The sequence below is a fragment of the Neobacillus bataviensis genome (assembly GCF_019969725.1).
Map to the genome: position 1 here is coordinate 23,920 of NZ_JAHXYW010000005.1, position 13,475 is coordinate 37,394.

A 13,475-nucleotide genomic window follows, 5' to 3' on the forward strand; every position below is an offset into this window, starting at 1 on the left:
TTTTTCAATATGTTTATCTGACAAACTTTTCGACTTCGTTGATAATGCTTCCGTCATTATCAACATTTAGGTGCTTGACTGTCATTTCTGTAAATTCACTTTGTAAAACTTGGGACAGCAATTTGCCTTGTCCTTTTTCAGTGAAGCATATGACTGACGGACCTGCGCCACTTAATGCCACCCCAAAAGCCCCATTGGATTTTGCCACTTGTTCTACTTCTTCATAAAAGGAGATTAGCGGTTTGCGATATGGCTGATGGAAGAGATCCTGCTCCATCATTTTTCCCGCTACTTCCCAGTTCTGACTTAAAAGTGCCGCGACCAATAGATTTGCCGTCGATGAGGCTTCTATTGCCTCCTGCCGTGAAAAAGCTTCCGGAAGAACATCACGTGAATCCTTAGTCAATAAGATCTCTTGCGGAACTGCCACTACCACTTCAAAGGATAAGTTTGCAAAGTTTAGGATGTCGACCTCATTTTTTTGATAGCAGCCAATGACAAGCCCACCATAAATGGATGCACCAACATTATCCGGATGCCCCTCCATTTCTGTAGCAATGAGGAGCTTTTCCTGTTTCGTTAAACCTAATCCTCCAATACGGTCGGCAAGCTCAATTCCGGCAACGATGGCTGATGCGCTTGAGCCTAATCCTCGTGCTAACGGAATCTCGCTTTGGATTGTTACCTTACATGGTGGTAACACCTTCCCATATTTCTCAGCTGTTTTAATAGCTACTTGGCCGATAAAATGCTGTTCATCATTCGGAAACTGCTTCAATTCATCTGATGTAGAATAGAATTCCCAGCGACTGCTGCCTTCCACTTCTAATGTTAAATATAAGTCGAGTGCCAAGCCAATAGAATCAAAGCCGGGCCCAAGATTGGCGGTGCTTGCCGGAACCTCGATAATAAATCGATTATTTAGAGGCATTCAGGACAACCCCTCGAATATGTTCTGTAACGGCTTTTTCATCATTGGGCAGCTGTACCGGTTTAATGAGACTAGTTTTAATGGCAGTGTCAGGATCCTTCAAGCCATTTCCTGTCACAACAGCAACAATTTTTGTTCCTCCCGCGATTTTTCCTTTTTGGATGCTTTTATACACTCCGGCAAGGGAAGCAGCTGAAGCAGGTTCGACAAAAACACCTTCAGAAGAAGCCAATTTTTTATAAGCAGCTAAAATTTCTTCATCACTGACTTCATCAAAAATTCCGTCAGATTCCTGAACAGCAGAAACGGCTAAATCCCAGCTCGCCGGATTTCCAATCCGAATCGCGGTTGCAATCGTTTCAGGATTTTCAAACACGCGGTTGTGTACTAGTGCAGCAGCACCTGCCGCTTCAAAACCAAACATTCGCGGCAATCCGGTCCCCTTCTTGTCTGCAAATTCCTTAAATCCTTTCCAGTAAGCACTAATATTTCCGGCATTTCCAACTGGAATGGCTAAAATATCTGGCGCAAAGCCGAGCTGGTCGCAAACCTCAAAGGCTGCTGTCTTTTGTCCTTCAAGCCTAAAAGGATTGACTGAATTAACGAGTGTTATCGGTTCTTCCTCACTAATATTGCGAACCATTTGCAGCGCCTGGTCGAAATTCCCTTCTATGGAGATAATCTCTGCTCCATACATCATGGCTTGTGCCAGCTTGCCCATCGCAATTTTTCCTTCAGGTATCACGATGATACATTTTAAGCCTGCACGGGCCGCATAAGCTGCTGCAGCGGCAGATGTATTCCCCGTTGAAGCACAAATGATTGTCTTGCTTCCTTCCTCTACCGCTTTGGCGACTGCCATTACCATCCCGCGATCCTTAAAAGATCCTGTTGGATTTGCACCTTCAAATTTCACATAAAGCTCAACATTCCATTCCTGTGAAAGACGTTCAAGCTTGATTAATGGCGTATTTCCTTCATGTAAAGTTAATTTAGGAGTTTCATTGTTAATTGGTAAATATTCTTTATATGCTTCTAATAATCCTGGCCATCTCATCACGATTTTCGCACCACCCGATATGCACTTTTTACTTCCTTCACCGCTTGTATATCATATAACTCTTGTAAAATTTTATCATAATTTGTTAATGAAGCATGGTGTGTCACTAGGACAATTTCTGATGTTTCATTTTTCTTAATTGGCAGCTGAAGTATTTTTTCGAAGCTGACTCCATGTTTAGCAAACACAGAGGTAATATCAGCAAACACACCAACCTCATCTTGTACATGAATGCGTAAGAAATATTTAGAATACTTTTCGCCATCATCCTTTAAGAGCTTAGCGTATTGCGGAGTCACAGCGCTTTTTCCATTTACTCCGAGTCTCAGATTTTTAATGACGCCGACAAGGTCTGAGACAACAGCTGTTGCAGTCGGCAGGCTTCCTGCTCCAGGGCCATAAAACATCGTTTCCCCAACTGCTTCCCCGTAAACATACACAGCATTGTATTCGTTTTGAACAGAGGCGAGCGGGTGATTATTGGACAAAAAGGTTGGGGCTACACTGACCTCAACTTTTTCACCTTCCCTATGGGCATAGCCTATCAGCTTCATTGTGTAGCCTAATTGTTGTCCATAACGTAAATCTTCTTCAGTAATGTTTGAAATACCGCTCACTTTAACATCTTCTAAATCAATATGCATCGAAAAACCAAGCGTCGCTAAGATGGTCATTTTGCGGGCAGCATCTAGTCCTTCAACATCAGAGGTTGGATCTGCTTCGGCAAAGCCAAGTGCCTGTGCTTCTTTAAGGACCTCTTCATATGACCTTCCTTCAGTGCTCATTTTGGTTAATATATAATTAGTTGTACCATTAACAATTCCCATCATTTGAGTAATACGATCTGAAGCAAGCCCGTCAACTAAGCCTCTTAAGATTGGGATACCGCCGGCAACGCTTGCTTCGTAAAATAAATCACATCCATATTCAGAAGCCACGGTTAATAACTCTGATCCATGCAAAGCCATCAAATCTTTATTGGCCGTGACCACATGCTTTCCTTGACGGAGCGCACTAATGAGATGATCTTTTGTATCCTGCACACCCCCCATTACCTCAATGACCACATTAATTTCATCATCATTAAGGATATCGGCAGCGTTTGAAGTTAAAAGACTTGCATCGACTTCTACGGATCTCGCTTTATGTATGTCTTGTACGAGGATTTTTTTGATGACAACCGGACAACCCACCTGATGCATTAATTTATCCTGATGGTTTTTTATGATTTGCACGACACCACACCCAACGGTGCCTAAGCCTAATAATCCAATCGAAATTGCTTTCATGATTTCCCCTCCAGTTCGTGTCCTTATGTCGCGCACAAATGTATTTGTATTGTAGACATTATATGACTCTCTTTATTTTTTTACAATAGATTTATTTTCCCTAATTCACTGTGTAATCGCTTACTACTGCGCCATTACTGAATTCCTTTTTTTAAGTAAAATTTTTCATCAAATAAAAATGAATTTTTTCTACTTTATCCCTTTACAATTCTGAATGTATGGTTGTAGAATAATCCCTATATTCAATTTGAATTTTGAAATTTCTCTTAATTCTAAATATAACATGTGATGATGAAGACGGCATTAAGAAATGGCTTCAGAGAGCCGGTGGTTGCTGTGAACCGGTGCTTTTTTCTTAAATAGCCCAGCCCTTCTGAACTGGCTGCTGAAAGTATTAGTAGGCTAGCCCGGTTAAAACCGTTACATTTTTTCGAGGCTGCAGCTATTTTTGCAGCAAAAGAGGGTGGCACCACGTTCCTTTACGTCCCTCATAACACGACTACTATGTCTGTGTTATGAGGGACTTTTTATTTAATTTTGAAATTGAAAGGATGGTTTCGATGTATAAAGTGCTAGTTACTGATGGAATCAGCAATACGGGTTTAAAGAGTTTAATAGAGCATCCTCATTTTGTTGTGGAAAGGCAGCCGACCCTTTCAACGGAGGAATTAAAAAAGATTATTGGTGACTATGATGCTTTGATAGTGAGAAGTCAAACAAAGGTAACGGAAGAACTGCTTCAGGCAGCTAATCGGCTTCGTGTGATTGCCAGAGCAGGAGTGGGTGTCGATAATATCGATGTGAATGCAGCTACTCGTAAAGGGATTATCGTCATTAACGCGCCTGGTGCAAATACGATGGCTGCAACTGAACATACTTTGGCGATGATGCTGTCATTAGCGCGAAAAATTCCACAGGCCCATCTAAAAACCGCAGGAGGCGAATGGGACCGCAACTCCTTTAAAGGGGTTGAATTGTACAAAAAAACCCTTGGTGTTATCGGCATGGGTAAAATCGGGACAGAGGTGGCTAAGCGTGCCAAAGCCTTCGGCATGAATATTTTGGGATTTGACCCGTATTTAACGGAGGACAGAGCGAAAAAACTGGGCATCACGAAAGCAAGCCTTGATTTAATTGCTCAGGAATCTGATTTTATAACCATTCATACACCGCTGACCAATGATACACGTGGAATTATTAATGATGAATATTTACGAAAAACGAAAAAAGGCGTCCGTTTTGTCAACTGTGCCCGCGGCGGTATTATTGACGAAAAAGCCTTAGTCCGGGCGATTGTAGCAGGACATGTAGCTGGAGCAGCACTCGATGTATTTGAAAAAGAACCGGTAGCAGACCCAGAACTACTGCAAAATCCAAATATCATTGTCACACCGCATCTGGGAGCATCTACTGTTGAGGCACAGGAAAAAGTTGCCGAAGAAGTTAGCGCCGAAATTATTGAGATTTTTGAAACTCAATCGATTAAAAATGCCGTTAATATGCCGCAAATGTCAGGTGAGACACAGGCAAAGCTTCAGCCATATTTATTGCTTGGCGATCAAATGGGCCAGTTAGTTATTCAGTTATTGAAAAAGCAGGCACCTACTAAAATCGAAATTAATTATTACGGCGATTTAATTGATGAAGATACAGAACTATTGACCAGGACCTTGTTAAAGGGTGTGCTATCTTACCATTTAAGTGATTCTGTTAATCTAATCAATGCTCTTCATCTATTAAAGGAGCAGGGAGTTTCTTATAATGTGCAGAAAAATGCTACGAATAAAGGGTTTGCCAATTTCATGGAACTAGCGGTTTCTAATGGATTTGAAACCGCCAAAATTGGCGCAACCGTGTTAAACGGTTATGGTGCGCGTATTTTAAAAATTAATGAATACCGGATTGATGTGAAGCCAGAAAAATATCTGCTTTATATCAAGCACCGCGACGTACCAGGCATGATTGGCAAGGTGGGTTCTCTATTAGGGGATTACCAAATCAATATTGGTACGATGCAGGTTGGCAGAACGACTGTCGGCGGAGAAGCAATCATGGTATTAACCTTGGATAAAGCTTTAAAGGCGAATGTTCATGATGAACTAACGCAAATTGATGGACTCGAGGAAGCACAATTACTAGAGTTGACGAATGTCGACACGTTTGAACCTGGCAGGATTGAACCGGAGAAGGTGGAAAGTATTTAATAGAAAGAGGGATTGCGCTGGTGGGTGCAATCCCTCTTTTTGCTGTTGTTTGGATTTTTTTGATTGCTGAAAAACTCGTTAAATTCTCTGATAAAATTTGATTCGCAAATTTTTTATAAAATACTTCTTAAATCAAGCACGGAATCCAAAATATAATCCGCCTTATGCTTCTCAAACTCACTCTTTGCATCTTTTCCAGATAATCCGGTTAAAACTGCGGCAATTTTGCAGCCCATTTGTCTGGCAGCCAGAAGGTCAGCTAAAGAATCTCCCACAATTAGGACCGTTTCTCCATTATCAATTGGCAATGGAAGGCTTAAACATTCTTCAACGGATAATTCTTTACGATGGAGACCATAAATATATGTAAACGGATGCGGCTTTGATAAGGCTTTCCGCTCTGTAAGCTGTTTTTCCGCCTTGAGGACATCGTCTTCTGTAACTATTCTATTCCTCTCAAATTGCTTGAGCCAGTTTAGATGCTGGAAAGGCTGGATGGTTTCAAGTTCAGGCCTTCCAGTACCAATACCGATTTCATAACCTTTAGTGCGCAGGAATCCGAAAAGTTCAGCAATTTCTTCTTGAGGGGCTAATGTGGATTCATTTGCCAAGTAACCTTTTTTACCTGTTTGCACGGACGGCCTGCCTGTAGATTCGAGAACATTTTCGTCACCTACATACCATTCCTGGGAAACATGCTCGCAAATAGACCATAGCTCATCCTTCCCCTTAAAAATGGACGTTTCCACTCCAAGCTTTTCGCCAGCAATCACATTTAAATATTCCATGAGCTCCTGCTTCGTCGCGTTGGACCGTTCAAAATCTCCAACAAACAAATTAAAATCCAATTCAGTATTATAATTGTTTAGCACCCTGCCGATCTCTAACAGCGTTTCTCGATTGATTGGTGCCTGACACCATTGGCTGATTTTTTCGGATTCTGTGTCCTTAATTTGTGACAATAAGTGGATTAGTTGATAGCTGAATGCTAAGTAGATCATGTCCCAGTTAGCGTTTAAGCCGCGTGATTTCATAAATTTAAGGACGTTGTCGTGATCAAACACACGCTCTCTTATTTCCTTTACCTCGAATTCACTATAATCCGTTTTAAATTTTTCAGGTGACAAGGCTAAGTAGTTGCAGCTTGTTAACATCTCCCAAACAGTTAAAGCCGATGCATCAAAATAATGCTCCTCACTCAAAAGTACACCATCTACGTCAAATAAAATGGTTTTAATCAACTTCCCCACCCTCATTTCCAAGTATGCATTTATACGCTATCGTAACACAGCAATCGAAATAATATAAAGTAATTTATCCAATTATACAGATATTAATAAAAGGATTGACTTTCCAAATAAATTTATGTAAATTAAATTGCGTACAATTAAATAGACTGGGAGGCATTTGACTTTTGAACTCTGAAGATTTTTTAAAACTTGATAATCAATTATGTTTTGCGATATACGCTTGTTCTAGAGAAATAACCCGGTTATACCGGCCAATATTAGATAAGCTCGAACTAACCTACCCGCAATTTTTAACATTAACGGTTTTATGGGAGTATGAGCGGTTGACCGTCAAGGATATTGGCGAACTCCTTTATTTAGACAGCGGCACTTTGACACCGATGCTAAAACGAATGGAAGCGATGGACCTGTTAAGCCGCGTCCGGGCAAGTGATGATGAGCGCAAAGTATTTGTAGAGCTGACCTCAAAAGGCATTAAACTTAGAGAGGATGCACTTGAACTGCCTGAAAAGTGTATTCCTCATTTCGGCCTTGGTAAAGGTGAATACATGGACTTACTTTTTAAAATGAATCAATTAATCGGAAATCTGCAAAAAGTAACGAGATAGTTTGGAACCAAACACTAAAAAACAAGCCGTGCAGGTGGTTAGCTCACTACACGGCTTTTTTTCTATTGGTTGTTCTGACTATATAAATCCTTTACCCCGTGACTAAGCATTTACAGTCTTCGTGCGAAAACATGTATTTAGAAGTCTAAACCGATTGAAATATATTTTACTTCTAAAAATTCTTCAATGCCGAAATGTCCGCCTTCTCGTCCCAGACCGCTTTCTTTATAGCCTCCGAATGGAACCTGAACGGCGGAAGGAAGTGCATCATTAAGTCCGATGATTCCATACTCCAGCTGCTCTGTTATTCTAAAGGAACGGCTTAAATTTTCAGTATATACATAGGCAGCTAATCCGTAACAGGAGTTGTTGGCCCTTTCAATGACTTCCTCTTCTGTTTTGAAAGTAGAGATTGGTGCCAGCGGACCAAAAATCTCGTCCTTCATACATTCCATCTCGTCATTGATATCGGTTAATATGGTAGGAGCATAGAAATAGCCGGTATCCTTCGCAGGTTTTAGCCCGCTATAGATGACTTTTCCACCCTTTTTAAGCGCATCGTTTACCAAACTTTCCACTTTCTTATAAGCAGCTTTATCAATTAATGGGCCGATATCCGTTCCCTCTTCAAGTCCATTGCCGACTTTAAGCTTCTCTAGTTCCGCCTGAAAAAGCTTAATAAATTTATCGGCTACTCCCTCTTGGACATAAACCCGGTTCGTACAAATACAGGTTTGACCGGCATTGCGGAATTTCGATTGCACAAGGCCAACTGCCGCTTTTTCCAGATTCGCATCATCCATGACGATAAACGGGGCATTTCCACCAAGCTCGAGTGACACTTTTTTCACATTTTCGGCTGCGCCCCGCATTAACATTTTTCCTACTTCAGTTGAGCCCGTAAAGGTTATCTTCGTTACCCGCGGGTCCTTTAACCACACATCCCCGATTTCTGAGGATCTGCCGGTAATGACATTAATGACACCATTAGGGATGCCAGCCTCATGAGCAAGCTCCGCCATTTTGAGAGCAGTAAGAGGTGTTTGAGTGGCCGGCTTTACGACGACTGTACAACCAGCTGCGAGCGCCGGACCTACTTTTCTGGTAATCATCGCAGCAGGGAAATTCCATGGAGTAATCGCTGCTACAACACCCACAGGCTCTTTTCTGACAAGAATCCGTTTATTCGGATGGGATGCGGGAATGGTTTCCCCATAAATCCGTTTTCCCTCTTCTGCATACCAGGAGATAAACCCGTTGGCATACTGAACCTCTCCAAGAGCTTCCTTCAAGGGCTTTCCTTGTTCAATCGTCATGATTCTAGCAATCTCGTCTTTATGTTTTTCAATTAAATAGAACCATTTCATTAAAAGCTGATAGCGTTCATCGGCTGTTTTTTTCGCCCAAAGCTTGAAGGCCTTATGGGCAGCATCAACGGCCTGTTTGGCTTCATAGGCACCACCAGTCGGTACAGCCCCTACTACTTCCTTTGTAGCTGGGTTAATGATTTCTGTAAAAACCTCATAATCACTGCCAATCCAATCTCCATTTAAATACATTGGATAGATTTGATATTTTTGCTTAAGCGTGTCCATTTCATTTCCCCCCAACCGATAAGGCAGGATCCTTCAGATAAACTGCTTCCATCGCTTCCTCAAGTATTTGTAAGCCTTCTTCAAGCTGGTCATCTGTAATCGTTAATGGCATAAGAATGCGGATGACGTTTCCAAACAGTCCGGCGCTAAGCAACATCAGGCCACGCTCTCCGGCTGCTTTGACTATTTTGCCTACAGCCTCTTTATCAGGAGTTTTGGACTTACGATCTTTAACTATTTCCATCGCGCACATTGCTCCCAAGCCGCGGACATCTCCTATACATTCGAAACGGCTGGCAAGAAGGTCCATCTTTTCTATCACACGGGCTCCCAGCTTATCTGCCCGATCATTGAGGTTTTCACTATCAATAATGTCCAAAACTGTCAGCGCAGCCCGGCAGCCAAGCGGACTGCCGGAATAAGTACCGCCGATTTCCCCCACCTCAGCAGCATCCATAATTTCGGCCCGGCCAATCACGCCGCTGATCGGAACACCAGCCCCCATGGATTTTGATATGGTAATTAAATCCGGAACAACATCAAAATGATCAATCGCAAAATATTTGCCAGTCCGGGCAAATCCCGTTTGAATTTCATCGGCTATAAATAAAATGCCATATTGAGTACAAAGCTCTCTGACTCTTTTTACAAAAGCGGCATCAGGCACGATGAAGCCGCCCTCACCTTGAACAGGCTCCATTACGACTGCCGCAATTGTTTCCGGCGCGACTTCAGCGAGAAGGAACTGTTCAAATTGCTCCATAATCATCTCCGTATACTGCTCTTCGCTCATTCCATCAGGGCGTCGGTATACATATGGATATGGCGCCTTATAGACCTCTGGGGCAAAGGGGCCATAACCGAACTTGTAAGGCTTCACCTTGCTTGTCATCGTCATCGTCATTAAGGTTCTGCCATGAAAGCCCCTTGTAAAAGAAACAATCCCCTGACGTTTCGTATATCTTCGCGCAATCTTCACCGCATTTTCAACAGCTTCCGCACCGCTGTTAAAAAAGGCAGCCTGCTTTTCAAAATCGCCTGGTGCAAGCCCGCAAAGTCTTTCGGCTAGATTGATATATGATTCATACATCATGACATTAAAGCCCGTATGGACATATTGGCTTGCCTGCTCCTGCAGCGCCCTCACCACTCTTGGGTGAGAATGTCCTACGTTTAACGTTCCAATAGCACCAGCAAAATCAATATAGCAATTACCGTCCACATCCTCGACTACGGCTCCTTGTGCTTTTTTAACAAAGGAATGGCAGTTATTGCTAATTCCTTTTGGGACAAACTTATTTCTTCGCTCCAAGATTTCCTTCGATTTAGGTCCTGGTATCTCTGTTTGGAGCTTGACGTATTTCTTTTCCAATTTCGTGCTCCCCCTTTTACCTATTCATACCTTTAAAAATCATTTGTTACGCTTTGACCTGTGCTAAAACCTCTTTGAAGGTGCTGACAACCTTATCAACCTCTTCATAGCTAATTGTCAAAGCCGGTTCAATACGGATGGTTTTGGAATTGATAAGGGTTCCCGCCACTAGAATGCCGCGGTCAAACATTCCTTTTGAAACCTCATAGCCAATTTCATCTTTATGGAATTCAATCCCGATCATTAAGCCCTGGCCGCGGATTTCCTGAACCTTGTCTTCATGTCCTTTTGCTGCTTCTTTCAACTCATTAAGGAAATATTCACCGACTACCCCTGCTCTTTCTGGCAGGTTTTCTTCTATTAAAATACCGATTGTTGCAATCGCCGCCGCACATGCTAATGGATTGCCTCCAAAGGTTGTTGTGTGCATGAATGGATTTGGGAACCAGCTTTTAAACACTTCTTCTTTTGCCACAATCGCTCCTGCAGGCATGACTCCGCCGCCAAAGGCTTTGGCCAAACAGATAATATCTGGAACAACATTATACAATTCAGCTGCAAACATTTTCCCGGTACGGCCCATTCCTGTCTGCACTTCGTCAAAAATTAACAGAGAACCGTATTGGTCACAGAGCTCACGAACTTGTTTTAAGTAGTTTTCTGGCGGCAGAATAATACCACCCTCACCTTGAATTGGTTCTAAAATAACCGCAGCAACGTCTTCTCCTACCGAAGCGCACACTTCAAACGTTTTTCTCATCATGTCGATATCCCCGAACGGCACATGACGGAAGCCTGGAATTAATGGCAGGAATGGCTTTCGGAACATTCCTTTTGCTGTACCGGACAACGAACCAAGGCTTTTTCCATGGAAAGCACGAGTCGTCGAAATAAAGGTGGTCCTCTCGCTGTACATTTTTGCAAGCTTTAGTGCAGCCTCCACACTTTCAGTACCGCTGTTGGTAAAAAAGGCATATTTCAAATCCCCAGGGGTGATATCAGCTAAAATTTTTGCCAGCATGGCACGAAGCGGGTCAAGCAAGTCTTGGCTATGAAGGGCCTGGCGCTTTAGCTGATCGGTTACAGCTTTAACCACCTTTGGATTGCGGTGGCCAACATTGTAAATTCCGAAGCCGCCAAGACAGTCAACGTATTCCTTACCATTTACATCCTTAAAGCAGGCACCATTATCTGACCATTCAACGGCAGCGAATTGACCGCCTTCTGTAACAGTTTTGCGGTATTCCAGGAAGCCAGGGTTTACGTGCTCACGGAAGCCATCGACGGTTTCCTTTGTGATCCATGCCGCCTCTTCCTGGTTGATCTGTTCTTTTTCTATTAAACTTAAAACCTTGTTAATATAACTAGTCACATTTTGCTTCTGCTCGCTCTTTGTCTCTTGTTTAAAATCGATACTCATATTATCGCTCCTCATCATGTATTAGTTTGAAAACCAGCCAATTGGCTCAACCTGCAAATTGATATTAATTTGTTTAATCTCTTGGAATTCCTCAAGGCCAAATGTTCCTAGACTGCGGCCGATTCCGCTTTGTTTATAGCCGCCCCACGGCGCTTCATTATAAGTAGGATGATAGGAATTGATCCAGGTAATCCCGGCGCGAAGCTTTTTAATAACCCTAAGCGCCTTGGCGCCATCCGTGCTAAATACGGCACCGGCAAGTCCATAAACCGTACTATTCGCGAGCTTTACCGCTTCGTTTTCATCTTTAAACTTTTGGATAACCACTACAGGTCCGAAAATTTCCTCCTGGACGATTCGCATATCTTGCTTAACATCTATAAAAACGGTAGGTTCAATGAAATATCCATTTCCTAAGCTGTCACGAACGATTCGGCTGCCGCCGCAAGCGACTTTTGCACCTTCCTGCTTTCCAAGCTCGATGTAATGAAGAACCTTCTCCAAATGCTCCTGGCTGACAAGCGGGCCCATCTCTGTGGAAGGGTCGTTTCCTGGTCCCACTTGAATTTTCTTAGCCCTATCAACAAACCGTTCAACAAATTGCTCGTAAATGCTCTCTTCAACCAGAATTCTGGATCCTGCAGAGCACACTTGACCGGCACCGGCATAAATTCCGAATAATGCATAATCGACAGCGGTTTCAAAATCAGCATCAGCAAAAATGATATTCGGGGATTTTCCGCCTAACTCAAGCGATACCTTTTTCATCGTGTCGGCAGCTGTTTTCATAATATGTTTGCCTGTTTTCGTACCGCCGGTAAATGAAACCATATCCACTTCCGGATGGGAGGCGATTTCGTTTCCGACAACTGGACCTGCGCCCATCACCATATTAGCTACACCCTTTGGCAGACCAACCTCTTCAAAAATCTCGAACAATTTTTTAGGAGTCACAGGAGTCACTTCTGAAGGCTTGAAAATAATAGTATTTCCGGCAGCTAGAGCAGGGGCAATTTTCCAAACGCTCATTAAAAGCGGATAATTCCATGGAACAATCAGACCGCACACGCCCACTGGTTCACGGACTACCATTGCCTGCATTGGGTCGGCTACATGATACGTATAACCGTCCGGCTTTGTAATTAGGCCGGCATAATAACGGAAACAGGCTGCGGCATCGCCAACATCAAAACCTGCCTCTCTTAAAGTCTTGCCGTTATCCATGGTTTCGAGTTGAGTAAGCTCATCTGCATACTCATCGATTTTGTCAGCGATTTTAAATAAATAATAGGCTCGTTCCTGTGCCGATATACCTGACCAAACACCTTCCTCAAATGCTCGGCGGGCAGCATAAATGGCCGCGCGCGCATCGGCAACTGTTCCTTCTGGGGCATATGAAATTACCTCGCCATTGGCAGGATTAATAACTGGGCGTGTTTCTTGATTTTCAGCATCTTTCCATTCACCATCAATGAACATTTTTAGGTTAATCACTCGATTTTTTACCTCGACCATTATCAATTCCTCCTTTTAATTCCCTCACTAACTATTAATGCAAGAAGCGTGCCAAAACATAAAACCTAGTAAAATTGTGTTTTTAGAAAAAGGCCCTGTTAAACTTGGTTGTTGATTTGCGCTCCAGGCGCTTCGCTCCAATCAACAGTGTTAAAAAATCAACTATAGCCATTAACACCGCATAGAAAAACTAAATTACGAGGTTATTCATTTTTGCATAACACTATTAAT

The 13,475-nt window shown here is 42.7% G+C and carries 10 protein-coding genes and 1 other annotated feature; of the genes, 2 read left to right on the plus strand and 8 right to left on the minus strand.

Going from position 1 to position 13,475, the window contains the following annotated elements; genetic code table 11:
• Positions 1 to 13 precede the first annotated feature (13 nt).
• The 3 genes from thrB to LC455_RS14025 are packed head-to-tail and all read right to left on the minus strand — an operon-like array spanning position 14 to position 3,280.
• Positions 14 to 931, minus strand: coding sequence for a homoserine kinase (thrB, locus tag LC455_RS14015; protein ID WP_223591704.1), 918 nt, complete (start codon positions 929 to 931; stop codon positions 14 to 16).
• A complete protein-coding gene (thrC, locus tag LC455_RS14020) occupies positions 918 to 1,988 on the minus strand; it encodes a threonine synthase (protein WP_223592247.1) in 1,071 nt (356 codons plus the stop codon). The genes thrB and thrC overlap by 14 nt, the downstream gene beginning before the upstream one ends.
• Positions 1,988 to 3,280, minus strand: coding sequence for a homoserine dehydrogenase (locus LC455_RS14025; protein WP_223591706.1), 1,293 nt, complete (start codon positions 3,278 to 3,280; stop codon positions 1,988 to 1,990). Before LC455_RS14025 ends, thrC begins: the two co-directional genes overlap by 1 nt.
• Positions 3,281 to 3,559: 279 nt before the next feature.
• Positions 3,560 to 3,772, plus strand: a binding site (T-box leader).
• Between the two features lie 68 nt (positions 3,773 to 3,840).
• Between LC455_RS14025 and serA the strand changes: the two genes are divergently transcribed.
• Positions 3,841 to 5,484, plus strand: a complete 1,644-nt coding sequence (serA, locus tag LC455_RS14030) for a phosphoglycerate dehydrogenase (RefSeq protein ID WP_223591708.1) — start codon at positions 3,841 to 3,843, stop codon at positions 5,482 to 5,484.
• A 113-nt stretch (positions 5,485 to 5,597) separates the two neighbouring features.
• On the opposite strand, the gene LC455_RS14035 is transcribed toward serA, so the two are convergent.
• A complete protein-coding gene (locus LC455_RS14035; protein ID WP_223591709.1) occupies positions 5,598 to 6,725 on the minus strand; it encodes an HAD family hydrolase in 1,128 nt (375 codons plus the stop codon).
• A gap of 173 nt (positions 6,726 to 6,898) precedes the next feature.
• On the opposite strand from LC455_RS14035, the gene LC455_RS14040 reads away from it, so the two are divergent.
• Positions 6,899 to 7,342: a MarR family winged helix-turn-helix transcriptional regulator gene (locus tag LC455_RS14040; protein ID WP_223591711.1), complete on the plus strand. Its 444-nt coding sequence runs from the start codon at positions 6,899 to 6,901 to the stop codon at positions 7,340 to 7,342.
• Positions 7,343 to 7,479: 137 nt separating this feature from the next.
• Here LC455_RS14040 and LC455_RS14045 read toward each other — a convergent pair whose 3' ends face one another.
• From LC455_RS14045 to LC455_RS14060, 4 genes are read right to left on the minus strand one after another with little or no spacing between them, the layout of a single operon-like run.
• A complete protein-coding gene (locus LC455_RS14045) occupies positions 7,480 to 8,901 on the minus strand; it encodes an NAD-dependent succinate-semialdehyde dehydrogenase (protein WP_223592249.1) in 1,422 nt (473 codons plus the stop codon).
• A 37-nt stretch (positions 8,902 to 8,938) separates the two neighbouring features.
• Complete coding sequence (gene gabT, locus LC455_RS14050) at positions 8,939 to 10,309, minus strand: 4-aminobutyrate--2-oxoglutarate transaminase (protein WP_223591713.1); 1,371 nt, start codon at positions 10,307 to 10,309, stop codon at positions 8,939 to 8,941.
• A 46-nt stretch (positions 10,310 to 10,355) separates the two neighbouring features.
• Entirely contained in the window at positions 10,356 to 11,729 is a 1,374-nt protein-coding gene (locus LC455_RS14055) for a putrescine aminotransferase (RefSeq protein WP_223591714.1), read from the minus strand.
• A 21-nt stretch (positions 11,730 to 11,750) separates the two neighbouring features.
• A complete protein-coding gene (locus LC455_RS14060; RefSeq protein ID WP_223592250.1) occupies positions 11,751 to 13,223 on the minus strand; it encodes an aldehyde dehydrogenase family protein in 1,473 nt (490 codons plus the stop codon).
• Positions 13,224 to 13,475 lie beyond the last annotated feature (252 nt).

Excerpts from the sequence above, each read along its gene's own strand:
- thrB (WP_223591704.1), bottom strand. The coding sequence starts at position 931 with ATGCCTCTAAATAATCGATTTATTATCGAGGTTCCGGCAAGCACCGCC.
- thrC (WP_223592247.1), bottom strand. The coding sequence starts at position 1,988 with ATGAGATGGCCAGGATTATTAGAAGCATATAAAGAATATTTACCAATT.
- LC455_RS14025 (WP_223591706.1), bottom strand. The coding sequence starts at position 3,280 with ATGAAAGCAATTTCGATTGGATTATTAGGCTTAGGCACCGTTGGGTGT.
- serA (WP_223591708.1), top strand. The coding sequence starts at position 3,841 with ATGTATAAAGTGCTAGTTACTGATGGAATCAGCAATACGGGTTTAAAG.
- LC455_RS14045 (WP_223592249.1), bottom strand. The coding sequence starts at position 8,901 with ATGTATTTAAATGGAGATTGGATTGGCAGTGATTATGAGGTTTTTACA.
- LC455_RS14055 (WP_223591714.1), bottom strand. The coding sequence starts at position 11,729 with ATGAGTATCGATTTTAAACAAGAGACAAAGAGCGAGCAGAAGCAAAAT.